Here is a 22723-nt window from a genome sequence, read left to right on the forward strand (position 1 = left end):
CCGAGCGGTTTCAGTCCATGTCATCTGATCCTCCGTAGTTTTTGCAAACATAGAGAATCATAAACTACTGAAATCGTTAAACTTAATTTTAGGTCGGGCTCTAAGAAAATCCTGTTTGCCGTCGCGGCTGTCATCAATACTTCGATCTTATGGTATGGCATCTCCATCATCGTGCGCGCCATATCGCCTGAAATCACCTATTGAACAGCCGTATCTGCCAAAGAAAAGGCCCACCGCGTCTATTCCCGGTGAGCCCTTGCCCTCACATCAGGCAGGATATGATAGCATCATGCGCGCCGGGCCGTCCTGATGATTTCCACGACCATTCTTGATGCCTGCTCAAGCGAGTTCACCGGCAGGAATTCGTAAATCGAATGGAAATTATGCGCGCCGCAAAAGAGATTGGGACATGGAATCCCCTTTTCGGACAAAACCGCGCCATCATAGCCACCACGCATCGGCGCAGGTTTCGGCTCAATGCCAATGGCCTTCATGGCATTGAGCGCAAGTTCAACCGGATAATAATTCTTCCCCTGCAGGCTTTCGGCAACATTGCGGTAAACCGGCTTGTAATCGACCTGAACGGTATTTTCGCCATGAAGCTGGTTGAAGCTTGCTGCCAGTGTCTCGATGAAGTGGCGACGGTTCTCATAGCCTTCGCCGGAAAAGTCACGAATATCGACAGTCATCACTGTCCTTGCGACCGATCCTTCAATGCCCTTGACCCAGAAATAGCCCTCTTTTCCTTCCGTATATTCCGGGCGCTCGCCACCGGGCAGCATGGCACTGAACTGCTGCGCAAACAGGATGGAATTGCGCAATTTTCCCTTGGCCGACATGGGATGGGCAGGCTGGCCGGTAAAGGTTAAGCGGAACTCGCCGGCATTCCAGTTTTCATACACGATCTCGCCAATGGCGCAGCAATCAAGCGTATAGGCAAAATCCGCATGCAATGAGGCGATATCAAGTGCCTTAGCCCCCAGCAGGCCAATTTCCTCATCTGGTACAAATACCACCTTGACGGTGCCATGCTCGATTTCCGGATGGCTGGTGAGATATTGCACGGCATCCATGATCTCGGCGATTGCCGACTTGTTGTCCGCTCCCAGCAGGCTCGTGCCGTCGGTGACGATGATGCGGTCGCCAATATATTGATTAAGCTCTGGAAATTCCTCGACCCGCATGACGATGTTCTGCGCAGCATTGAGCACAATGTCTCCGCCCTGATAGTCAACAATCTGCGCATGCGTGTCTGTGGCATATTCAGGTGACGTATCAAGATGCGCAACCCAGGCAATGGTCGGAAAATCATGCTCCCCATTGCGCGCATTGGAAGCAAGCGTGCCGACCACGATGGAATGCTCCCGTTCCTCGACATCCAGACCTAGGGCACGCATTTCATCGGCAAGCAGCCTTGCCAGTCGTGCTTGTCCGGCGCTGGAAGGCAGTTTGCCTGCAAGAGGCACCGCTGTCGTGTTGATACGAGTATAGTTCAAAAAACGTTCGACGATATGCATGATCAATCTTCTTGCAAACAGATTGGAAAACGGACGCACGACACCAGATTGCGCGTAATCACATTACCCGCAATCCGTATCTCTGCCCCTTGTTTCGGCAAGGTCATTTCCTATTCTTCAATATCGACATCTTCAAAGAGATAGCCGCCGAACGGATCAATCCGGAAATCCTTGACCTTGGTGCTGACTGGCTGTTCCACGATCTGATGCGCGATCGTCAGCCATGGCGCCTCCTCTTTGAAAATGACCTGCGCCTGCTCATAGAGCCTGGCGCGTTCGGCCTGATCGGTGGTCTGCTTGGCGGCACGGATCAATTTTTCAAACTCCTCGTTGCACCAGTTGGCGCGATTGGCGCTGCCAATGGCCTGACAGCCAAGAAGGGCGGCGAGAAAATTGTCAGGGTCGGCAATGCCGCCTGTCCAGCCCAGCATGACCGCGCCATCGCGATCCTTTTCCAGCGAACGCTTGAGATATTCGCCCCAATCATAGGAGACGATTTCCGCATTGACCCCGACCTTGGCAAAGTCTGATTGCATCAGCTCGGCCGCACGGCGGGCATTGGGCATATAGGGGCGCTGCACCGGCATGGCCCAGATTTTCATCCTGAGATCCTTCACGCCAGCTTCTTCCAGCAATTTGCGCGCCTGTTCAGGATCATAAGGATCATCCTTGATGTCCTTGTTATAGCCCCAGACCGATGGCGGCAAAGGATTGACCGAGACAATCGCCGATCCGTTATACACGGCCTCAATGATCGCCGGCTTGTTGACCGCCATGTTGAGGGCCTTGCGCACCCGAACATCGTCAAATGGCTTTTGCTGGGTATTATAGGCAAGAAACGACAGATTGAGCCCATCCTTGCGCAGCATCTTGATGGCCGGATCCTGCTTCATTTCGGCAATATCGGCAGGATTTGGCGCTGCAATAACGTGGCACTCTCCTGCCTTCAGCTTTTGATGGCGCACAGCCGCATCTGGCGTGATGGCAAAGATGAGATTGTCTATCTTCTGCGGCTCGCCCCAGTAATCAGGATTGGCCTTGTAACGGATGGCGCTGTCTTTCTGGTAGGCGACAAACTGGTAGGGCCCGGTACCGATCGGCTGCTGGCTGAAATCCTCGATCCTGCCCTCGGCAAGGAGCTTGTCGGCATATTCCTTGGACTGGATGGCAGAGAAAGTGAGCGACAGGGTCGGAATGAAGGTCGCTTCGGGCTCGGACAGCACAAACTTGACGGTGTGATCGTCAATCTTTTCAATCTTCCTGATCAGGGTCGGGAAAGAATAGGCACCAAACTGTGGCCAGGCACTCTGATTGTAATAGGGATTGTTCTTGTCGCCCTGACGTTCAAAGGTGAAGATCACATCATCGGCATTGAACTCACGCGTCGGCGTAAAATAATCGGTGGTGTGGAACTTGACGCCTTTCCGCAAATGGAACGTATACTCTTTTCCATCTTCCGAAACCTCCCAGCTTTCCGCCAGCCCTGGCTCAAGCTCGGTCGAGCCCCGTTTGATCTTGATCAGCGTATTGGCAATATTGCGCGCCGAGGCATCATAAACGGCGCCAGACGTGGTCTGAGCAGCGTCAAAGCTTTCAGGAGATGCTTCAGAACAATAAACCAGCGTCTTGGCAAAGCCATGCGACAAGGCAACGCTACTGAAGCCGGCGACCATGATCGCGGCCGTAATCAGTTTCCCAGACTTTTTCATGATATTCATCCCTTATTTTGCCAGGAATGCCAGAGGCGCAGAGCCCGTCTCGCCAGCGCTGGCTTGCAAGCACCCGTGACAGGAGAGTCTATTCACTGAAGCTGTGATAGCCCCTTACTCACCTCTCTGCAATCAGTAACAAGGCAAGGGATGTTTGTCATGGTTGCCGCGGCGCGGCATCAGCGCAGCATGGGGCCGGAACCCGTCTTGCGCTTTCGCGTTTTCAGGCGGATCTTCGCAGAAAAGATGGGGGTGGAAACCGGAGTTGACCAAACAATTTGTTGCGACAAGCAGCAGTGCTTTGCACATAAACGAAAAAGCACAGAAAAGGATCAAACCCCTTTTCCTTTTCGATTCTTCTGGGAGAAAACGGTATAATTCTGAAAGAAAGTGGCTCCCCGGGCCGGATTCGAACCAGCGACCAACCGGTTAACAGCCGGTTGCTCTACCGCTGAGCTACCGGGGAACAGTTGCTCTGTGCGTCAACGAGGTGGCGTATAGCAAAGGGATTCCGATTTGCAAAGGGAAAAAACTTATTTTTTCATCCTTTTTGTATTCTTCCCACAAAACCCTATATGCTTTGATATGGCAGGCTGTGCATAACCAAAGGAAAAGCAGCAAGAACGCATGGATGAAGAGAATTTCCAATCAAATCAACGACGTGGAATCGTGATTCTGGGCCGACGAATCCCCATGCCGCAATCCGTCATGATGCGTCGCGTACTGGGTGGCTCATTTCTGGTTGGCGGCGCGCTGGGTTTCTTGCCAGTGCTTGGCTTCTGGATGATTCCCGTTGGCATCATCATCCTGTCACATGATTCCCATCGTGTGCGCCGCATCCGCCGCCGCAGCGAAGTGCATATCTGGCGCAAATGGATCAGACGCCGCCGTCCGTCGAATCAAGGCTAGCTTACGCAAGCCTTCCAAAGTTGCTCCGCTTGGAAAGACAACACCAATCCTGACCTAGCGCATCAGCCTGTCATGCGCGATCATGCCGACCGCCATGGCGACCACGAACAGGATCACCGGCGCCATGCCCAGTGCCAGCCCCGCAACAGCCGGCCCAGGGCAAAAACCGGCCATGCCCCAGCCCACGCCAAACAGCCCCGAACCGATGACCAGCCTTGCATCCACCCTGTTTTGCTCAGGCATGAAAAATTGCTGGTCAAGCAACGGCTTTTTCAAGCGGCGCTGAATGAACACGCCCGGAACTGCAACAAGCAGCGCGCCACCCAGCACAAACATCAGACTTGGATCCCAGTGACCGCTGGCAAGATTCAGAAAGCCCAGAACGCGCGCCGGGTTGATCATGCCCGACCAGGACAATCCGAAACCAAACAACGCGCCAGAAGCCAGCGCCGCAGCAAAACGCAATCGTGTCTGTCTGTTCATTGCAGCCATCCCATCACTGTCGCGGTCAACATGCCGCAGCCCAGAAAGGTCAGCGTGGCCACCAGCGACCGTCTTGAGAAGCGCGCAAGGCCCAAAATGCCATGACCGGATGTGCAGCCTGACCCCATGCGCGTGCCAAAGCCAACCAGAAACCCGGCAATCACGACGAAGACCAGCGGTGTTTTCACCTCTATTTGCGGCCATGCACCAAAAGCTGCCGCATAAAGCAGCGCCCCATAACCAGCCCAAGCACGAATGCAAGATTGGGCAGAATCCGAACCCCGCCAAGCAAACGGCCGACAATTCCGCTGATACCGGCAATACGCCCATTGACGAGCAGAAGAAAAATCGCCGAAAGGCCGATCAGCATGCCACCCAGAAGTGGCGCCCAATAATGCGTCATGTGCGATTGTCCATTTTGCAGAAGATGGTGTGCAGTGCCACGATGAGTTGCGCTGCCTTTGCTTCCGTCAGGCGATAATAAATCTGCTTGGCGTCACGTCTGGTTGCGACAATGCCAGCCTCGCGCAAAACCCCAAGCTGCTGCGACAGTGACGGCTGGTGAATGTCAAGCATGTTTTCCAGTTCACTGACTGAATATTCACCCTGCGCAAGCGTACAGGCAAGCAGGAGACGCGTCGGATGCGCAAGCCCCTTGAGCAGCACGGCGACATTGCCTGCCTGATTGCGCATATCGGCAAGATCAAGATCCACCAAGTTGATATCGGCCTTCTTGAGTGCTGTTTTTCTGTCAGCCATGCTGGCCATCCTTATGCGCTGCCACCCTGATCTTCCAGGCACCAATTGCCCGTCCCGGCACGCAACAATTTAATATACATTATTATATAATATATATTATTGAAATACAAGGCATCACATAAGGCTGGTGTCTTCCACCAGCAAGAAAACGGGCGCGAACGCCCGTTTCCCAAGTTTCAGGAAAGCTGTGGAGAGTGCGCTCAGGAAAGATCCGTGCCTTTCACCTTGGCCCAGAGCGGCTTGTCGTAATTGGCAGCCACAGCCGCCCCGGCCTGCAGCATGACGTCGATCTGTTCTTCCGAATAGCCAAGCTCGCGCAGTACATCGCGGGTTTGCGCGCCAAGATGCGGCGGCTCGGGAACCGGCGACGGGTCGCGGCATGCTGCGACCGGAAAATCCGGCGACTGGAACTGATAATCGGCAAAGGCAATCTCGGCATATTTCTTCGGCTCCCGTGCCTGCGGCGCGTCCAGCACGCGGTCGGCGGAGAGCACTTCCGTATGACCGACGCCCTCGGCGGCAAGCTTGGCCGAAATGGCATCATAATCGAATTTGGCTACCGCACCGGCAACCACCGTTTCCACCTTTTCACGGTTGCGGCGACGGTCACGCAGGGTTGCCAGTTCCGGATCAGCCTCCAGCCCAGCTGCGCGACAGAAACGGCGCCAGTGCTCATCCGACAACATCACCAGATAGATCCAGCGGCCATCCCGCGTTTCATAAGCACCATAGCCGGGAATGGAAAATTCGGGCGATGGTTCCGTTTCAGGCCGGCCAAGCAATTGCGATTTCAGTTGCACGCCAACCAGATCGCGTGCCGCAATATGAAGCCCCGTTTCATAAAGGCCAAATTCAATATTGCGCCGTTGCGGATCGCCGCTTTTATCCAGCATGGCCGCCAGTACGGCAATCACCGCATAGCAACCGGCAAACTGGTCAAGATAGGATGGCCCAAGCCGCGACGGGCGACCATTGATGCGGTTGGAAAACATCACCCCGGTTGCCGCTTCCGCGATCGGGTTGGAGGCGATTTCTTCCGCCATCGGCCCGGGGCCATAACCCTTGATATGGCAGAAGATAATATCCGAATTAAGCGCGCGGCAAGCTTCCCAGGTCACGCCAAGCTTGCGTGCTGCCCCCGGTGACAGATTATGCAGCACCACATCGGCGCTGGCGACGAGCTTCTTGAAAGCCGCCTGCCCTTCCTGCGATTGCAGATTAAGACAAAGGCTGCGCTTGCCGCGATTATAGGCAATGAATGTGCCGCTTGGGCCACCGCGCACCAGATGGCGTGTGGTTTCGCCTTCCGGCGGCTCGATCTTGATCACCTCGGCGCCCATCTCATCAAGAATATGGGTGGCAAAAGGAGCTGCGATCATCGAACCAAGCTCGATCACACGCTTTCCCGCCAGAACACCCGTTTGCGACATGCAATCCTCCCTTCCGGCCAGGGGCCGGTCATATATCAAGCCACATCAGCCAGAATGGCGGCTGCGCGCGTCATCATCGGTTTATCGACCATCTTGCCATCGACCTGCACGGCCGCACCGCCTGCCGCCTCCAGTGCCGCAATGACGCGCGCGGCCCAGTCGCGCTCGGCCTCAGATGGCGCAAAGCCGCGATTGACCACATCCACCTGTTTCGGATGAATGCAAAGCTTTGCGCCAAAGCCGAGCTCACGCGCCCGCGCCACATCGGCAGCGATGATTGCCTCATCCGTCAGTTCGACCGTCACCCCGTCGATCGGCATGGCAAGCTCGCCATCGCGCGAATGGAGTGCAATCTGAAACCGCACCATGTCGAGCACGCCACCAGTGCCCGGAATACGCGCATCGGCACTGAAATCGAGATGGCCAAAGGCAATGCGGCGAACAGCAGGCATGCGCGCCAGTTCTGCAAGCTGCAAGACGCCCGCGACAGTCTCGACCAGCGCAATGATCCTTGCCTGTGGCGCAATGGCCGACAGCGCCTTGACTGAAGAAGGGTCTGCCTTGGGCAGAACGACGGCAAGGTCCGGCATGCCCGCCAGAGCGCAGACATCATCGCCAAACCATTCCGTATCGGGCGCGTTGATGCGCACCAACGCTTGATTGCCCTGTGAAAGCCAGTCAACCGCATGGCCGCGCGCGGCAAGCTTGTCGGCAGGAGCCACGGCATCTTCCAGATCAAGGATGATCTGATGCGCGCCGCTGGCTTGAGCCTTGGCAAAGCGCTCTGGCCTGTGCCCGGGCACGAACAGGAAACTGCGGGCTTTTTCGAATGCAGGCAGATCAGACATGAAATTGCGCCTCTGCCTGCATGGCAAGACCATTGCCGGGGCCTGCGGCCCAGAGCTCCAGCCTGTCCGGTTCCGCCCCTGCCCTGGCCTTCAGATGGAAGGAAGCGCTCACAAACAGGGGTGACATGCCACGGAAGGAAAAGTGCTTCAGACGGGCGTCAGGACGGATTTCGCAAGCAAAAGCCTGCAACAGGGTTGCAGTCAGCGGCCCATGCACGACAAGATCGGGATAGTTTTCCTCATCGCGCGCATAAGGCAGATCATAATGAATGCGGTGGCCATTCGAGGTTAGTGCCGAATAGCGAAACAGCAAGACCGGATCCGGCACGATCTCGCGCTCCCATTGCGCATCGTCAGGGGCAGCCTGTGGGGCTGGCGCCTTTGCACCGGGAGTTGCCGCCTCACGATAGACAATATCCTGCTCTTCCTCGATATGGAGCACGCCACCCGCCTTGATCCCATGTTGCACGGTCACGAACACCAGACGGCCAGCCTTGCCGACTTTCTCCACCACATTTTTGATCGTGCTGGTCTTTTCGGCGTCTGCGCCAAACGGCAGTGGCACGTGATAGGTGATGCGTCCGCCCGCCCACATGCGACGCGGCAGCCCGACATCCGGCAGAAAACCGCCCCTTTTCGGATGGCCGTCAGCGCCAATTCCTGAGCGTTTCACGAACGGATTGAACCATAGCCAGTGCCAGCCGGCTGGAAGTGTCGTGCCATCGCCGGGGATTTCATCCAGATCAAGCGTTGCCGCCAGCCATTCGGCGCGCTCACGCCCGATCACCGCCTTGCGGCTTTCAACCCGCCCGATGACCTGAGAAAAATCGCTTGCATGCGTATTCATCAGTTTTGACCTGTTTCAATGGATGATCCTGTCATCGACCAGACGCTGATATTCACGGGTCGAAAGCCCCAGTAATTCGCCAAACACATAGGCTTCATCTTCGCCCAGTTTTGGCGTTCCGCGTTTGATGGATGGATTTTCTGACCGGCTGAAGCGGGCAGGTGCGCCAACGGCAGCCCGCATGGCGCCGGTATCGCCTTCCGGCACTTCGACAATAGCCCTGCGCGCGCGCAGATGCGGATCTTCGACTATATCGCGCGCCGTCCATGAAATATGCGCCGCAATGCCATTCTGCTGCAGGGTTTCGACAATGGCTTCCGGATCGCAGGTCGCAAGCCAGGCACCGACAATTGCATCAAGCTCTGCCCGTGCTGCATGCCGCGATACCTGATCCCTGAAACGCGCATCCATGCCCAGCTCTGGCCGGCCCATGACTGCGATCAACCGCTGCCATTCCTCATCCGTGCGCACGGCAAGTGTGACCCAGCGATCATGTTCGGCGCTGGCATAGACGCCATGCGGGGCACAGATGGCATCCTCATTGCCAGAGCGCACCAGCTCATGTCCGGCCGCGGCAGCCAGAAAACTTTCGGCTATCAGCGAGGTCGCAACCTCGCGCGCTGCCACATCGATATGGCTGCCCTCCCCGGTCAGGCGGCGCTTGTGCAAGGCGGCAACCGTTGCAAGCGCTGCATTGAGCCCGACCGAATGGTCCATCACATGACGCATCTCGACCGGCGGCCCATCACGATAGCCGGTGAGATAGCCAAGCCCGCCCCAGGCGCCAAACAGCGGCGCATAACCGGCATAATGCGAATCCGGGCCTGTCTGGCCGGAAGACGAAATAGACACCATGACAATGTCGCGCTTGACCGCCTGCAATTCCTCATAGCCAAGACCAAGGCGCTGCATCACGCCGGCGCGGAAACTTTCCGCCGCAACATCGGATATGCCAACCAGACGTTTTGCCAGCGCCACGCCTTCGGCACTCTTGAGATTGAGCCTGATCGACAATTTGTTCGATGCAACCTGATCAAAGGTGGCAGGCCCGAGCCGCCCATAGACGGCATGGGGCTTGCGGAAAATGTCTGGCCGCGCGGCACTTTCAATCTTGATACATTCCGCACCAAGCTGCGACAGGATATGGGTACAGAATGGCCCGGCGGCGTGAACGGTAAAATCCGCAATACGAATGCCATGCAAGGGTTTCATGCCATCGCTCTCCTGCCATCTTCGGTTTGTGCGGGAAGCAGAATGGCCTGATCTGCGCCAGGTTGTTCCGGCACCTTGCCTCTGAGCGGCAAGGGATCAGGCCCGAAACGGAAGGGTGCCGTCTGCATCGGCAGGCCCTTGAGATCACCGACATCAAGGCCGGCAAAAATGCCGCGCGCCTTTTCATGCGCTCCGGCCACCACCTGTTCCGGCGTATTATAGCGCGCCATGGGCACGCCCAGTTTCTGCGCCCGCGTCACCAGCTCCTCCACCGGCCAGCCTTTTGCAAAGGCACGGATATGCCTGTTGATTTCGGGACCACGAACCGAGCGCGCAACCGCATCAGAAAGTGCCGGATCCCGCGCCCATTCCGGATTGCCCATCAGCTCCACAAGCCCCTGCCATTGCCGCTCTTCAAGGGTCAAAAGTTCAACATAGCCATCAGCACATTCGATCACCCCGCCATAACGGAAGGAGCGTGTCGAGCGATGTTCGATCGAACCATCGCCAAAGCGCTGAATGGCAAAAGCGCCGACGGCAATATTGGCGTCCTGCACCGAAACATCGACAAACTGCCCCTGCCCCGACCAGAGCGCGGCAAGGGCGGCAAGGGCGCCGGCCACGCCACCCTGCCTTTCGGCAAAATAGCCATGCACCTTGATCGGCGCGCGTTCGGGGAACATGTCAGCCGTCAGACCATTGGGCATCAGATAGCCCTCGCCGGAAGCATGGAAGAGATTGACCTCTTCCGCCTTCCAGTCAGACTTCGGGCCCATTGCGCCAAAGGGCAGCACCGAAAGATGCACCAGAGCAGGATGGCGGGCAGAAATGGAAGCCTCATCCAGCCTGTGGGCCGCACGTTCTTCTACCGGCATATCATTGATCAGAATGGCAGCACTTGCAGCCAGCCTGTCAAAGGCTTCCCGGTCATGCGGGTCAGCGAGATCAAGCATCACCGATCTTTTGCCGACGGCAAGGCTTGCAAACAATGCGCTGATGCCTGTATCGCCCAGGAATGGCGGCACCTGCCTCAGCGCACTGCCTGCAGGGGGTTCGACCATGATGACATCAGCCCCCATGGCCTCTAGGAGGCGCCCGGCATAGGCCCCGGCAACGGTTGCCGCGACCTCGACAACCCGGATGCCATGGAGCGGCAAGATCTGTTCCATGGGGGCGTGCCTCCTGCTTTCAGCGAACGATCGGCAATTCGAGATCGAGATTGGATCCGTCGATATGAACGCGGATATTCGGATCACGCGATGGCAGGATCACTGTTGCGATACCCGGCGTCGTCACTTCGCCACGCTGGTTTTCACCGCGAATTTCAATATCGACCAGGGCATGGCCGTCCTTGATATACTTGCGCGTGACCGTTCCACGACACCAGGTGCAATCGCCCATGGTATTGAAGCGGCGCATTTCGGTGCGGATGCGCTTGAGGAAACCGGCATCACCCATCCAGTTGGTGACCAGCGTTGCCATCCAGCTTGAACGCTGTGGACCATAGTCATAAACGCCCGGCACACCAACTTCCTTGGCAGTCGACTCGCGATGGTGGCCAATGCCGGTATATTCAATGCCGCCGCCTGCTTCCGGATTGCGGAAGAAATGGCCCGGATGTTTCATCGCCGCATTGAAGACAACGCCATGGGTGTGACCGCGGCCGCAACCGACAAGGAAGCCCATCGTATCCATCAGCGACAGCGGGCCGCGCACAATTTCATCAAGCTTGTCGCCCACATTAACATCTTCAAAATAGCGCACATTGGAGCCACGAATGTTTTTCGTCTCATTCATGATGGCTGCGTCAATCTGCGCGAATTCATCGGCGGTATATTCGTATGGCTTGATATCCTTGTATTTGCCCGCCTCACGCGCGGCCTTGCGCTCATGACGCGTGCAGGTACCAAGCGCCCGGGCGACAAGCTGGCCATGCTGGTTGAAATAGCTGGCCTCGACATATTGCAACACCAGACGACCAGAGAATTTTGATTCCTTTTCCTCGACGCCCACCACACGTTCAATCGCGGAAATGCGATCGCCCGGACGGACATGGCGGAACAGCTCCCAGTCATTGCCGGCATAGAAACCATGCACACCCGGCAGACCCCAGCGCGTGCGACCAACCCAGCCAAATGCCATCGGAAACATCGGATGACCGATCTGGCTGCCATAGCGGCTGTTGCGGCCATATTCCAGCTCACGGTAAAGCGGATTGAGATCGCCAATGCCATTACACCAGTTGCGCAATGTATCCGTGGTCGCATCCTGCAGATAGGGCCCTTCCGGACGCAGCTGCAGACCAATCATGTTGCGCGCGGCCGCAATTGCCTCATCCGTGATCTTGCCTTCTGCCGGCGCACCACCAACCTCAACAACCTGCTTCTTTTCCAGTTCCAGCGTCGACACAATATCCTCCTCTTATGCATGTCTCACTCGGTGCAGGGCCAACCCTGCCACCAGGATCACCTTATCGCCTCGCTTGATTTATATATTGTGCATTATATTTTTGTGCGTCAATCGGATTTTCACCAAAAGCATCAGAATTTTTACGGCAAATTTGGTTGTCGATATGCCAAGGCGCAGCAATAATGAATATAATGCATTATTTTGCCTGCATTGCCACGCAAAGACACGTCGAGGCAACCTCACGGGAAACGCCACAGCAGTCCCAGGAAGGAGAAACCGCTTTTCGTCTGGAACTGCGAGACAACAGGCAGAGCAATTCAAGGTTTCACGGAAACGCTGAACTGCTCTGGACGACCAATCAGACCGCCATCATGACCGGATCAGAATTCATCTGCCGTCATGATCTTTGCGAATCGGCGAAGCCCCGCCAGCGCATAATCATGCTCTTCTTTCGTGGAGCCCGCGCAGCAATCTTCCAGCACCACGCATTCAAAGTCGCGGTCATGGCCTTCGCGCACCGCAGCCGACACGACCCCATTGGTGGAAACGCCGGAGAGGATGAGCCGCCCGATACCCTTTGCGCTCAGAACCGGCAGCAGGGCTGTAGCATAAAACGGGCTGACGCGATGCTTGACAATATCGACATCCCCCGGCTGCGGGGCGAAATCGGCATAGACTTCCGTGCCCCAGCTGCCAAGCTGAAAAATGCCGGCCTTGCGCGCACCGGTGAAAACCGGCGAACGATCAGACACTTCCCGATAATCGGGCGAAAATCCCACCCGGACATAGCCAACCGGAATATCGGCTGCCCTTGCGCGGGCAATCGCGCGTTTTGTGGCCTCATAGACGCCGCGTTCACGCATCAGCGGCACATAGGTTTTTGCGCCGGCCCCATCGGGATGAACCAGATCATTGATCATGTCCATGACCAGCAACATGCTTTTAAGCGTCATTCCCTACTCCCCTTCCTTGGATGAACCCTGTCAGGCGGGGGGAGCAGGCTGTAGCTAATCCTTGTAACTGGCCTTGAACTCGTCCCAGCCTGAACGAATATGTGCGCGCAATGCCGAAAGCAGCGCCGACTCGTCGCGCGCAAGAATGGCCTGCATCATTTCCTGATGCTCGTCGCGGGCGCGACTGATGCGGTTTTCGAGCCGGTTGATCAGGTCGAACGGATAGCGCGCCCAAAGCGTGCGCACGAATTTCAGCGTCAATGGCAGATCGGCAGCATAATAAATGCGCTCGTGAAAGCGATAATTGATCACGCGCACGGCCTCGCGATCGCCCTTGGCGGAGGCTTCCTCGATCTGGCTTTGCAGATTGCGTAATTCCTCGATGGCCTCGCTGTCCAGCCGATGCATGGCGCGCAGCGCAAGCTTGCATTCCAGCGTGACGCGCAGATCGACAATCTCTTCCGTCGCATCGATATCGAGTGGCGCCACAATCGCGCCGCGATGCGAATTGCCCTCGATGAAACCTTCCGCCTCCAGAAGCTTGATGGCCTCGCGCACCGGAGTGATCGACGTGCCGAGCATTTCGGCAAGCTCCACCTGCTTCAGCTTGGAGCCACGTGGAAACCGGCCTGAAATAATGCCTTCGCGCAAGAAATCTGCAACAAGTTCTTCCTTTGTCTGATACTGCACGTGCCGGTTCCTTCTTCTGCCAGATCATGGTCGAATACCCTAAAAACCATGCATGATGCAACAAATCAGACACGGTACAGCCTTGGCGCAAGGTCAAGACGATAGACCGCGCCTTCAGGACCGATATCTGCCGCCGGATAAATCTCTGCCACGCGCGGATCATGCGCCGGCACAACATGGTCATCACTGTCGGCAAGCGCGCGGATTGTTTCATGCCCGGCAATCATGTCCGACAGGTTGAATGCCACCGAAAATGGCACAGAACGCTCATATTCCTCATAATAATGCAACGCGTCCGAGGCCAGAACCACCCATCCGCGTGCCGTTCTGACGCGAACGATCTCCTGCCCCGCGCAATGGCCTCCCACCCAGTGCACGCTGACACCCGGTGCAATTTCCTTCTCGCGCCCGTGCAGGGTCATCCGTCCGGCATGCAGAAGTTCGACTGCCTGACAGATCTCATCCACCTCATAGGCACGGCGAAACCATGGCCGCTGCATCCACTGGCCAGTGACATAATGCATTTCTTCTTCCTGCATATAGAAATGCGCCTTGGGGAAAAACCCCAGATGGCCGCTATGATCATAATGCAGGTGGGTCATGATGACCGTATCGACCTTTTCCGGATCCACCCCGCAGGCTTTCAGCGTCTCCGGCGGGCTGACCAAGAGCGTGTGACCATGCTTGACCGCCTTTTCCGGGTTCATGCCGGTATCGATGACGATCACGCGCTCATCATTGCGCAAAAACCAGCAATAGAAATCCATCGCCTGCCTTTCGGTCGGATTGGCTTCGAGGATATAATTCTGCCCGCGTGTGCGTCCCTGATTAGTGGCATAACGAATGGCGTAAATTTCATATTCCGGGATCATGTCTGCCTCATGCGACGAGATGCTGGCCTGCACCGAGATAGGCATCGATGACCTGCTGGCGCGCGGCTTCCGTTTGCAGTTCCTGTTTGTGCTTTTGCCCGACAATCCGACCAGAGCGCAGAAAATAGATGCGATCGGCAAGGCGCATGGTCATTTGCAGATTCTGCTCGACCAGAACGATGGACAGATCGCTTTCCGTGCGGATCGTTGCCAGACGGTCAAACACGCGCTTGACCAGAAGCGGGGCAAGCCCCAGCGACGGCTCATCCAGCAACAGAAGTTTTGGCCCCGCCATCAGGCCGCGGCCAATCGCCAGCATCTGCTGTTCGCCGCCGGAAAGCTGCCAGGCGGCACGATCGACCTTGTTGGCAATTTCCGGAAAAAGTTCGAGCGCCGTTTCCATGCGACTTTTGCGCAGAGCCCCGGACAGCTGATAGCCGCCCAGCACCAGATTTTCCCGCACGGTGAGCGAACCGACAATTTCCCGGCCTTCCGGCACATAGACAATGCCCCGCGCCACGCGTTCGCGCGTGCTCAGCCCGGAAATGGGCTGACCGTCAAAAATGATGTCCCCACTGGCTTTCACCAGGCCGACCAGCGCCTTCATGGTGGATGTCTTGCCGGCACCATTGGCGCCAAGCAGCGCCACCACCTCGCGCGGGCTCACGTTGAAGGAGACTTTTTCCACCGCCTGCGCCCGCGCACCGTAAAAGACGGAGAGATCCTTGACGTTCAGAAGATCAGTCATCATCCCCTCCCAGATAAATGCGGATCACTTCAGGATTGCTGCGCACCTCTTCCGGCGTGCCGCTAGCCACAAGCTGGCCAAAGTTCAGAACATGAATGCGGTCGCACAGCGACATGACGAGATCCATGTCATGCTCAACCACCACCATCACCAGATCCGGCGCAACAAGTCGCTCAAGAGCAGCTGCCAGATCGCGCGTTTCGGAATTGTTGAGGCCTGCTGCCGGTTCATCGAGAAGCAGAACCTTTGGCTTGCCGACAATGGCGCGGGCAATTTCCACCAGACGCTGATTGCCTGGCGGCAACTGGCCGGGAAATTCGTCGGCAACATGGGCAAGGCCAAAACCTTCCAGCGCCTTCAGCGCCTCCGCCCGCATTTCCGCCTGTTCCCTGCGCCCTCTTGGCAGGGGAAGAAAAGCATTGAGCCAGCCGGAATGATAATTGCGCGCCAGCCCCATCATGACATTTTCCACCACCGTCAGATCGGGACATAGTGCCACGGTCTGGAAACTGCGCACGATGCCGCGTGCGGCACGCGCGGCCGGCGGCTTGCCGCGCAGTTCCTCCCCGCCAAAGGTGATGGAGCCGCTTTGCGGATCATAGGCTCCCGTCAGGCAGTTAAACAGGCTGGTCTTGCCCGCACCATTGGGGCCAATCAGGCCGGTAATTTCACCGGCATGAAGTTCTAGGCTCGGGCCTTGCAGAACCTTGATGCCGCCAAATGAAAGCTGAATATCCCTGGCAATGAGATTGGCTGTCATGGCACGGTCCTTTCCACACGACGGCGCTCAAGGGCCTGTCTGATGCGCGGAGCATGATGGCCGATCAGGATGACAGCCAGAAGCGCCGTGCCATAAAGCACCGGAATCCACGCCCCCTGACTTGCCAGAATTTGCGGCACAAGCGTCAGGAATGCACCGCCAATCAGGGCGCGCCCCAGCGTCAGACCATAAAAGCTCACCACCGAGCCAACGAGCAGGAAAATGGAAGTCCACAGCGTAAAGCTGCTGGGCGAGACAGTGGCGCTGGCATAGGCAAGGCCAGCACCGGCTGTTGATGCAAGGGCGGCACTGATGGCCATGACCGACACGCGCGCCCAGACTTTGCGGGTGCCGAAGGCATCTGCCGCAGCCGGATGAGTACGCACCAGAAGCATCGCCATGCCCTGCCGCGACTGGCGCAGCCGCATCAGCACATAGGCGCCTGCCAGCAACAGCACCAGCGCGAAGTAATAGCGCTGCAGATTAAGCTGGCCGAATGGCAGCAGCCATTGCGAGACATAAAGCCCTTCATAGCCGCCCGTCCAGACGTCACCCGCATCAATGATTTCTGGTAGTGCAAGCGCCAGCGCCATGGTGGTGACGGCAAGATAAATGCCGGACAATTTGCGCGATGGCCATGCGAATGCAATACCAAGCAGCGCCCCGATGGCAATGGCTAGCGGCAGCGAAATCCAGATGGAAACACCAAAATGCTTTTCCAGAATGGCTATCGTATAGGCACCAGCCGCCATGAAGACGGAATGGCCGATTGATACCTCGCCGCCATAGCGCACCAGAAAGCTCACCGACAAGACGCCAAGACTGTTGGCAAAGCAGATGCCCAGAACGAACAGCCAGCTTGGCGCGATGATGAGTGGCAGAAGGACTAGAACCAGCGCCAGAATGAACGAGACTGACCGGCTCTGAAGACAGGCGAACACGTCAAAGCCTGCCTTTCCAACATTGTTGGTTCTCTGCAGCGGAACATCAGACACGTGAGCCTCCTCCGGCTGTGGCAAGCACGCCATTCGGGAACAGGTTGAGCGCAACCAGGATCAGGCCGAGCAGAAAGGTCGAGCTGAATTGCGGCGAGACGTAATAATTGAAAAGGTTCATCAAAACGCCGATCAGCACGCCACCGATAAGGGCGCCCGGAAGCGAACTGAAACCACCCAGTACCGCCGCCGCAAAGGCCTGCAACATGAAGGCCGAAACGGTTGTCACGCTGAGAAAGGTTGTCGGCACGATCAGAAGTGCACCAATCACCCCCAGCATCGCCGCAACCGCCCATGCGAACAGATGCACATTGCGCAGGCTCAGGCCACAGACCTCCGCGGCGAAGGGATTGTCCGACATGGCACGGAAGGCGACGCCAAGCTTGGTATGATCAATGACCAGAAACAGCGCCACAATGGTGAGCGCCGCCACCGCCAGTACCGTCAGATCATAGCCCGTGATACGCAGCCCCAGCAAGGTGAACCGGAAATCCGGGATCGGCAGGTCAAGCGAGACGATGTCCGCACCAAAGACGATCAGGATAATGCCTTGCGCAATCAGGCCGATGCCGAGCGTTGAAATCGTAGCCGTCAGATCCGAGCTGAACACCAGCGGCGAAATCAGCGCATAGATCAGGCAGGCCAGAGCAACCAGCGCCACAAGTGTCACCAGCACCGAAGCCCCCCATGAGAGGCTGAGCAGCACGCCGCTGGACAGGCCATAGACCAGAAAGGCGGCAAGGCCAGCGACATTGCCATGCGAGAAATTGACGACCTTGGAGCATTTGAAGATCATCACCAGCCCCATGGCGCCAAGCGCATAGAGACAGCCCATGATCAGGCCCGACCAGACGAGCGGAAACAGTTCACTGAGCAGGTTCATTTTCACGCTCCCGTGCCCGTCCGGCCTCCACCACGCGGATCACGCCGGGGAAATATTTTCCGCCAAGCCCCTGCTTAATGGCTTCTTCATAATATTGGCGCACGACAGCGGCAGCGCGCAGCGGCACACCTTCCTGTTCCGCCAGTTCAAACACATAGCTGATATCTTTCAGCACATACTCCGGCGGGAAGGATCTTTCCGGAAAATTGCGCGGCAGCATCGCCTTCATGGCATGATTGCGCAGGGCAAAACTGTCGCCCGAACCTTTTGCAACAGCCTCCAGCAGCACTTTCGGGTCCACGCCCGCGCTTTCGCCCAGCACCAGCATTTCGGCAATGGTCACAACATTCTCGAACACCAGCATGTTGTTGACGAGCTTCAGTACCTGACCGGAACCGATCTTGCCGCCATGGGTAATATCGGTCGCCATGTAACGCAGGATCGGCTCGATGCGGGCAAAATTTTCCGGCGAAGCACCAACCATGATCGACAATTCGCCGCGCTGTGCCGCCTCGCGCGTGCGCGCCACTGGCGCATCGGCAAATTCAATACCATGTTCGGCAAGTTTTCCGCCCACCTTGCGCGCCGTTGCCACTGGCGTGGTGGAAAGATCAATGACGACGGCACCCTTGCGCAGGCCCGCCTCGGCAAGGCGTGCCGTCACCGCCTCCACCTGCGCCCCGCCCGGCAGGGACAGGCACACCACATCGGCCTGCCTTGCCAGTTCCTCAAGGCTCATGGCTTCCACTTTCGTGTCAGAGAGTGCGGCCAGCGCTTCTGCCGACAGATCCGAAGCCAGGACACGGCCTTCATGCTTGGTGGCCACGTTGCGGCACATCGGCCCGCCCATGACACCCAGCCCGATAAATCCGATCGTTTCCGTGCTCATCTGCTTAATCCATCAACATGCCGCCATTGACGTCGAGAACTGTACCTGTGATCCAGTTCGACTGTGGCGAGGCAAGAAACAAGATTGACTGGGCGATGTCGTCCGGATGACCAAAGCGACCGAGCGGCACATTGCCATTGGCAGAAGGAGCAGCCTTCTGTGTGACCGTTTCCCACATGGGGGTCTCAACCGGCCCTGGTGCTACGACATTGGCGTAGACGCCTTTGGACGCATAGGACTTTGCCACCCATTTGATGACGCCATGCACGCCGGACTTGGCGGCAATATAGGCTGGCCCTGAGGCAACGCCGCCAATTTTTGCGGCAATCGAGCCAAGGGCAACAACCTTGCCATAGCCCTGAGTTTCCATCAGCGGCAGCACTTCGCGCAGCGGATTGGCAACGCCCAGAAGATTGACATTCAATATCGAATACCACTCTTCATCACTGCAATCGGCCAGAGAGCGATTTGAAATCGTACCGGCGCACAGAACCAGTATATCCACGCGGCCATATTCGGCCTTCACATCGGCCACCAGGGCCGCAGACTGTTCACGCGATGTCACATCCAGACAGCGATAGCTGATGGCCGGATTGCCATAGTCAGCGCTTTCCGCGAGATCTGTTGCCACCACCGTCGCGCCAGCCTCTGCCAGCGCCAGCACGGTTGCGCGTCCGATCGCTCCGGCTCCACCAGTAACAATGGCCACCTGACCATCCAATTGCGCCGGTCCGCTCAACGGAACTTTAGGCATATTCCTCCCCTTTCATTTACGGAATAAACGAACCGCTTCGCTCCTCTGCAAAGCGGTTCGGTGTCATCAATTGGTTTTCGCGTCGAAAACCGACTTCGGATAGGGCTTGAAGTCGCGCACAAGTTCAAAGCTGCCGTCCTTGGCCTGAATGATGCCTTCCGAGCGTGTGCCGCGATGATCGCCCTTGGCGAAGGTCACACCCTTGGCGCCACCAACCGTGACGTTATCCAGCGTTTCCATGGCGGCGATCAGGTTCTCGCGGGTCAAGGGCTTGCCGCTTTTCAGAAGTGCACGGAAACCTTCGGTAAACAGTGATGCATTGCTCCAGCCATTCAGACCAAACACGCCCTGCGGATCATTCGGATAATATTTGGCGACAGCTTCACGATAGGCGGCAACGCTTGGCTCATCGCTCGAAACCGGCAACAGCCAGGACGAGAAATAAACACCATCCAGAAGATTGCCTGCAAGCTTGTAGGTCGAAGGATCGGCCGTGAAGAATGGCGCAAACCAGACAGCCTCAAACCCAACCTGATCGGCCGCCTTGAGGGCTGCCGCCAGATTGGCGTTTGAACCAAACAGCACAACCGCGTCAGCACCCGCCTGCTGCAGACGGCGGATATGAGCGGCAAAGCTGGTGGTCTTGACATCAAAGGGCACGGATTCCACCGGCTTCAGACCAAGCTCCTTCATATAAAGGTCAAAGCCGCGCTTGCCGGACTTGCCAAGCTCGTCATTTTCCCAAAGCAGCGCGATCTTCTTCTTGCCAAGCTCATTGACGGCATAATCAACATTCATGGCCGCCGACCAGCCATAATCCGGCAACAGCGGGAAAACCTTCTCATCGACATAAAATGCCGAAGCTCCGCCGATCGGGCCGATCAGCGGCAGACTAACTTCGGCCGCATAGGGCAGAACCGCCGCATTGGTCGCCGTGCCAACGGAAGCAGCCAGTGCAAAAATGCCGCCATCACCCTCCACCATCTGGCGCGTCACAGCTGCCGAACGCGCCGGCTCATAACCATCATCCTGGGTGATGTAATTGATTTTCCAGCCTTCCACCCCGCCATTTTCATTGACGTGCTTGAAATGCGCATCGGCTGCATGGGTCAAAATCGAATAGAATGGCACGGGACCAGTTACCGGCGTGAATGCCCCGACCGTCACAACCTTGTTTGCTTCATCAATACCGATATTTTGTGCCCAAGCAGGCGTCGCTGCCATGATTACAGCCGCACTGATTGCAGACAATAATGCCCTGATTCCAGCCATACCTTCGATCCTCCCAAATCGCGTTTATGGATGACTTTTGGAAATCTAAGTCTGGATATGATCTGGTGTCAACACATAATGCATTATGCATAGCAATCAGAATGCATGTTTCTGACTGTTGCTTGAAAATGCCCCCCTCACCAGACGCCTGTTTGACGTTCTATATCCCAGACTTTCATGCAGAAACCGGGCGACATGATGCCCTGATTGTGCACGCTTCGCAAGCAGCAATCAGCCATCCTTGAAATGTTTGTCCATGTTCGGGGATAGTGTGCCATACGCAGTGCAGGATCAGCCGCATGAATGTTTATCATATTGATATAATTAATATTATTGCACCAGATAATCATCACGTCACGCCCAGCCCCAGACATTTCCACCCTCAGCTTCCTCGTCAGGGAAATGCGCATTGCCTTCAATCATCACGCGCTTGTCGCAACAGGCTCAAAACCGTCTCCACCCTCGGCACACAGAAACCACATACGCACGGTTACGATAAAAGGCGCATTGTTACGAAAACGGTGGCATCTTAATAAAATGCATCATATTTCATCTTCTCGCAGTCGTATGCGCCCCTTATGTCTTCCCTTGCGCCTGTCCTTGTTGCCTCCCAATCGTCCATCCCTTGCGGGCGCGTCATGAAGGATGCATTTCAGGAAAGCACCGGGGCGGACACGTCCTTGGATTAAAGCTCATCTGTTTGTCCAAGCCGGAAAAGGCAGGAAATGTGAATACGAAACCTTTCAGCAAACAATCCAGACAGATGGCCGATGGACCGGATAGACGAAGCGGACGCGAACCAGAGAACAAATACGCGACATCCCTATACACAGAAATACCGGGCTCGACTGCATCAAGTCACCGCCCAGCCTGATCTTCGCAACCATTCTGGCATAGCTGGCCGCCTCACTGCCATCGCCATCAGATCAGACAAGTCATGCCGCAGCCTCTACATTACCATACGTGATTTATTGCCAATAAATTTCAAAATTATAATCATCTATTTCATTGCCAATATTTTATTATTTAACTTTCATTCAGCTAAATATAGAATTATCCATGTTTGTCTTTAATATTGAGGTATTCTCATATGAAGAAGCGTCACCTTGCCCTGCTGTCTCTCCTGGCAACAATGATTGCCGTGCCGGCATTTGCAACGTCAAAGCCGTTGAAATCGCCAGCGCGTGGCGTTGTCTGTGATCAGTATATTTGCGCCAACAAGCATGGTGTCTCCAGAATACTCACCAGAAAATATCTGGGGGCAGGTGCCGCCAAAAAAGCGTTCAGCCAAGGCACATTTGACAAAACGCAATTCACCTTTGCCAATGGTGTCTTTTGTGACACCAAGGAAAAGGCCTGTCATGTCGATCGTTATTTCGACAGCAATGGCAAGCGCAGCCCGATTGACCGCGCCACGACAGCAAAACTGTTTGGAAAATAAGCGTGCGGCAAAAGCCTGACTGTTACAGGATGAAACATTCCTGGAAATGGGAACAGGTTTTCGGCTCATACCGCGGAGAGCAACCGGTCGGCAAAACCATATGTCAGGACAATTCAGCCTTGCCGCAACAATCCGGGATTGCTCCACCTTGTGACCAGACCTTCCATGCGGAAAGGCCTGCTCCCCTTGATCCTGGCAGATGAGGTGGTTTCACCGCGCACCGATTGATCGGGCGCCTTGAAGCCGGGCCTTTGGAACGCACTAAGAGCCCGACTCAACATTTCATTTTTGCGATACGCCTCGTCATTCGCCTGATTGAGGAGATGAGCATCCAAGCTTGTGA

At 56.4% G+C, this 22723-nt stretch carries 24 protein-coding genes, 1 tRNA gene and 1 pseudogene; 3 read left to right on the top strand and 23 right to left on the bottom strand.

What is annotated here, in order from left to right; translation table 11 throughout:
- Window positions 1-287 precede the first annotated feature (287 nt).
- Entirely contained in the window at window positions 288-1517 is a 1230-nt protein-coding gene (pepT, locus tag ACFO1V_RS10995; protein ID WP_374833936.1) for a peptidase T, read from the bottom strand.
- 110 nt (window positions 1518-1627) lie between these two features.
- Window positions 1628-3226, bottom strand: a complete 1599-nt coding sequence (locus ACFO1V_RS11000; protein ID WP_374833938.1) for an ABC transporter substrate-binding protein — start codon at window positions 3224-3226, stop codon at window positions 1628-1630.
- Window positions 3227-3385: 159 nt separating this feature from the next.
- On the opposite strand from ACFO1V_RS11000, the gene ACFO1V_RS11005 reads away from it, so the two are divergent.
- Window positions 3386-3604: a hypothetical protein gene (locus ACFO1V_RS11005; protein ID WP_374833940.1), complete on the top strand. Its 219-nt coding sequence runs from the start codon at window positions 3386-3388 to the stop codon at window positions 3602-3604.
- A 13-nt stretch (window positions 3605-3617) separates the two neighbouring features.
- Here the strand turns inward: ACFO1V_RS11005 and ACFO1V_RS11010 are convergent.
- Window positions 3618-3692, bottom strand: a tRNA-Asn gene (locus ACFO1V_RS11010).
- 161 nt (window positions 3693-3853) lie between these two features.
- Between ACFO1V_RS11010 and ACFO1V_RS11015 the strand changes: the two genes are divergently transcribed.
- On the top strand, window positions 3854-4135 hold the full coding sequence (locus ACFO1V_RS11015) for a hypothetical protein (RefSeq protein WP_374833942.1): 282 nt from the start codon (window positions 3854-3856) through the stop codon (window positions 4133-4135).
- A gap of 54 nt (window positions 4136-4189) precedes the next feature.
- Here the strand turns inward: ACFO1V_RS11015 and ACFO1V_RS11020 are convergent, their stop codons facing one another.
- From ACFO1V_RS11020 to ACFO1V_RS11110, 19 genes and pseudogenes are all read right to left on the bottom strand, one after another.
- Window positions 4190-4618, bottom strand: a complete 429-nt coding sequence (locus tag ACFO1V_RS11020) for a DUF6691 family protein (protein ID WP_374833944.1) — start codon at window positions 4616-4618, stop codon at window positions 4190-4192.
- A pseudogene (locus ACFO1V_RS11025) lies at window positions 4615-5021 on the bottom strand (YeeE/YedE family protein). The gene ACFO1V_RS11020 and the pseudogene ACFO1V_RS11025 overlap by 4 nt, the downstream one beginning before the upstream one ends.
- On the bottom strand, window positions 5018-5311 hold the full coding sequence (gene bigR, locus ACFO1V_RS11030) for a sulfite-sensing transcriptional repressor BigR (RefSeq protein WP_374833982.1): 294 nt from the start codon (window positions 5309-5311) through the stop codon (window positions 5018-5020). The pseudogene ACFO1V_RS11025 and the gene bigR overlap by 4 nt, the downstream one beginning before the upstream one ends.
- A 266-nt stretch (window positions 5312-5577) precedes the next feature.
- A complete protein-coding gene (locus ACFO1V_RS11035) occupies window positions 5578-6807 on the bottom strand; it encodes a CaiB/BaiF CoA transferase family protein (protein ID WP_374833946.1) in 1230 nt (409 codons plus the stop codon).
- Window positions 6808-6842: 35 nt separating this feature from the next.
- Window positions 6843-7655, bottom strand: a complete 813-nt coding sequence (locus ACFO1V_RS11040; RefSeq protein ID WP_374833948.1) for an HpcH/HpaI aldolase/citrate lyase family protein — start codon at window positions 7653-7655, stop codon at window positions 6843-6845.
- Complete coding sequence (locus ACFO1V_RS11045) at window positions 7648-8502, bottom strand: HTD2 family dehydratase (protein WP_374833950.1); 855 nt, start codon at window positions 8500-8502, stop codon at window positions 7648-7650. Before ACFO1V_RS11045 ends, ACFO1V_RS11040 begins: the two co-directional genes overlap by 8 nt.
- Window positions 8503-8517: 15 nt before the next feature.
- Complete coding sequence (locus ACFO1V_RS11050) at window positions 8518-9714, bottom strand: CaiB/BaiF CoA transferase family protein (protein WP_374833952.1); 1197 nt, start codon at window positions 9712-9714, stop codon at window positions 8518-8520.
- On the bottom strand, window positions 9711-10883 hold the full coding sequence (locus ACFO1V_RS11055) for a CoA transferase (protein WP_374833954.1): 1173 nt from the start codon (window positions 10881-10883) through the stop codon (window positions 9711-9713). Before ACFO1V_RS11055 ends, ACFO1V_RS11050 begins: the two co-directional genes overlap by 4 nt.
- Before the next feature lie 19 nt (window positions 10884-10902).
- Window positions 10903-12123 (bottom strand): FAS1-like dehydratase domain-containing protein, encoded by a 1221-nt coding sequence (locus tag ACFO1V_RS11060; RefSeq protein WP_374833956.1) that lies wholly within the window; start codon window positions 12121-12123, stop codon window positions 10903-10905.
- 380 nt (window positions 12124-12503) lie between these two features.
- The gene (locus ACFO1V_RS11065) at window positions 12504-13076 is read right to left on the bottom strand and encodes a cysteine hydrolase family protein (RefSeq protein WP_374833958.1); all 573 of its coding nucleotides are present in this window, start codon (window positions 13074-13076) and stop codon (window positions 12504-12506) included.
- Between the two features lie 54 nt (window positions 13077-13130).
- A complete protein-coding gene (locus ACFO1V_RS11070; RefSeq protein ID WP_374833960.1) occupies window positions 13131-13766 on the bottom strand; it encodes a GntR family transcriptional regulator in 636 nt (211 codons plus the stop codon).
- A 65-nt stretch (window positions 13767-13831) separates the two neighbouring features.
- A complete protein-coding gene (locus ACFO1V_RS11075) occupies window positions 13832-14683 on the bottom strand; it encodes an N-acyl homoserine lactonase family protein (RefSeq protein ID WP_374833962.1) in 852 nt (283 codons plus the stop codon).
- On the bottom strand, window positions 14646-15386 hold the full coding sequence (locus ACFO1V_RS11080; protein ID WP_374833964.1) for an ABC transporter ATP-binding protein: 741 nt from the start codon (window positions 15384-15386) through the stop codon (window positions 14646-14648). The genes ACFO1V_RS11075 and ACFO1V_RS11080 overlap by 38 nt, the downstream gene beginning before the upstream one ends.
- Complete coding sequence (locus ACFO1V_RS11085; RefSeq protein ID WP_374833966.1) at window positions 15379-16146, bottom strand: ABC transporter ATP-binding protein; 768 nt, start codon at window positions 16144-16146, stop codon at window positions 15379-15381. Before ACFO1V_RS11085 ends, ACFO1V_RS11080 begins: the two co-directional genes overlap by 8 nt.
- Window positions 16143-17141, bottom strand: a complete 999-nt coding sequence (locus ACFO1V_RS11090; protein ID WP_374833968.1) for a branched-chain amino acid ABC transporter permease — start codon at window positions 17139-17141, stop codon at window positions 16143-16145. The genes ACFO1V_RS11085 and ACFO1V_RS11090 overlap by 4 nt, the downstream gene beginning before the upstream one ends.
- Entirely contained in the window at window positions 17134-18024 is an 891-nt protein-coding gene (locus tag ACFO1V_RS11095; RefSeq protein ID WP_374833970.1) for a branched-chain amino acid ABC transporter permease, read from the bottom strand. Before ACFO1V_RS11095 ends, ACFO1V_RS11090 begins: the two co-directional genes overlap by 8 nt.
- Entirely contained in the window at window positions 18008-18913 is a 906-nt protein-coding gene (locus tag ACFO1V_RS11100; protein WP_374833972.1) for an NAD(P)-dependent oxidoreductase, read from the bottom strand. Before ACFO1V_RS11100 ends, ACFO1V_RS11095 begins: the two co-directional genes overlap by 17 nt.
- 4 nt (window positions 18914-18917) lie before the next feature.
- Window positions 18918-19667, bottom strand: coding sequence for an SDR family NAD(P)-dependent oxidoreductase (locus tag ACFO1V_RS11105; protein ID WP_374833974.1), 750 nt, complete (start codon window positions 19665-19667; stop codon window positions 18918-18920).
- A 66-nt stretch (window positions 19668-19733) separates the two neighbouring features.
- Entirely contained in the window at window positions 19734-20891 is a 1158-nt protein-coding gene (locus ACFO1V_RS11110) for an ABC transporter substrate-binding protein (RefSeq protein ID WP_374833976.1), read from the bottom strand.
- A 1138-nt stretch (window positions 20892-22029) separates the two neighbouring features.
- Here ACFO1V_RS11110 and ACFO1V_RS11115 point away from each other — a divergent pair.
- Window positions 22030-22380: a YcgJ family protein gene (locus ACFO1V_RS11115; RefSeq protein ID WP_374833978.1), complete on the top strand. Its 351-nt coding sequence runs from the start codon at window positions 22030-22032 to the stop codon at window positions 22378-22380.
- 113 nt (window positions 22381-22493) lie between these two features.
- On the opposite strand, the gene ACFO1V_RS11120 is transcribed toward ACFO1V_RS11115, so the two are convergent.
- The coding region (locus ACFO1V_RS11120; protein WP_380075107.1) for a hypothetical protein at window positions 22494-22723 on the bottom strand (230 nt) is incomplete at its 5' end.

Origin of the sequence: Daeguia caeni (assembly GCF_042653845.1) — a bacterium.
Taxonomy (GTDB): Bacteria; Pseudomonadota; Alphaproteobacteria; order Rhizobiales; family Rhizobiaceae; genus Brucella; species Brucella caeni.

Bases quoted from the DNA above. Each gene is read 5' to 3' on its own strand.
- pepT (WP_374833936.1), bottom strand. From the start codon at position 1,517: ATGCATATCGTCGAACGTTTTTTGAACTATACTCGTATCAACACGACA.
- ACFO1V_RS11000 (WP_374833938.1), bottom strand. From the start codon at position 3,226: ATGAAAAAGTCTGGGAAACTGATTACGGCCGCGATCATGGTCGCCGGC.
- ACFO1V_RS11005 (WP_374833940.1), top strand. From the start codon at position 3,386: ATGGTTGCCGCGGCGCGGCATCAGCGCAGCATGGGGCCGGAACCCGTC.
- ACFO1V_RS11015 (WP_374833942.1), top strand. From the start codon at position 3,854: ATGGATGAAGAGAATTTCCAATCAAATCAACGACGTGGAATCGTGATT.
- ACFO1V_RS11020 (WP_374833944.1), bottom strand. From the start codon at position 4,618: ATGAACAGACAGACACGATTGCGTTTTGCTGCGGCGCTGGCTTCTGGC.
- bigR (WP_374833982.1), bottom strand. From the start codon at position 5,311: ATGCGCAATCAGGCAGGCAATGTCGCCGTGCTGCTCAAGGGGCTTGCG.
- ACFO1V_RS11035 (WP_374833946.1), bottom strand. From the start codon at position 6,807: ATGTCGCAAACGGGTGTTCTGGCGGGAAAGCGTGTGATCGAGCTTGGT.
- ACFO1V_RS11040 (WP_374833948.1), bottom strand. From the start codon at position 7,655: ATGTCTGATCTGCCTGCATTCGAAAAAGCCCGCAGTTTCCTGTTCGTG.
- ACFO1V_RS11045 (WP_374833950.1), bottom strand. From the start codon at position 8,502: ATGAATACGCATGCAAGCGATTTTTCTCAGGTCATCGGGCGGGTTGAA.
- ACFO1V_RS11050 (WP_374833952.1), bottom strand. From the start codon at position 9,714: ATGAAACCCTTGCATGGCATTCGTATTGCGGATTTTACCGTTCACGCC.
- ACFO1V_RS11055 (WP_374833954.1), bottom strand. From the start codon at position 10,883: ATGGAACAGATCTTGCCGCTCCATGGCATCCGGGTTGTCGAGGTCGCG.
- ACFO1V_RS11065 (WP_374833958.1), bottom strand. From the start codon at position 13,076: ATGACGCTTAAAAGCATGTTGCTGGTCATGGACATGATCAATGATCTG.
- ACFO1V_RS11075 (WP_374833962.1), bottom strand. From the start codon at position 14,683: ATGCCTATCTCGGTGCAGGCCAGCATCTCGTCGCATGAGGCAGACATG.
- ACFO1V_RS11080 (WP_374833964.1), bottom strand. From the start codon at position 15,386: ATGACTGATCTTCTGAACGTCAAGGATCTCTCCGTCTTTTACGGTGCG.
- ACFO1V_RS11085 (WP_374833966.1), bottom strand. From the start codon at position 16,146: ATGACAGCCAATCTCATTGCCAGGGATATTCAGCTTTCATTTGGCGGC.
- ACFO1V_RS11095 (WP_374833970.1), bottom strand. From the start codon at position 18,024: ATGAACCTGCTCAGTGAACTGTTTCCGCTCGTCTGGTCGGGCCTGATC.
- ACFO1V_RS11100 (WP_374833972.1), bottom strand. From the start codon at position 18,913: ATGAGCACGGAAACGATCGGATTTATCGGGCTGGGTGTCATGGGCGGG.
- ACFO1V_RS11105 (WP_374833974.1), bottom strand. From the start codon at position 19,667: ATGCCTAAAGTTCCGTTGAGCGGACCGGCGCAATTGGATGGTCAGGTG.
- ACFO1V_RS11110 (WP_374833976.1), bottom strand. From the start codon at position 20,891: ATGGCAGCGACGCCTGCTTGGGCACAAAATATCGGTATTGATGAAGCA.
- ACFO1V_RS11115 (WP_374833978.1), top strand. From the start codon at position 22,030: ATGAAGAAGCGTCACCTTGCCCTGCTGTCTCTCCTGGCAACAATGATT.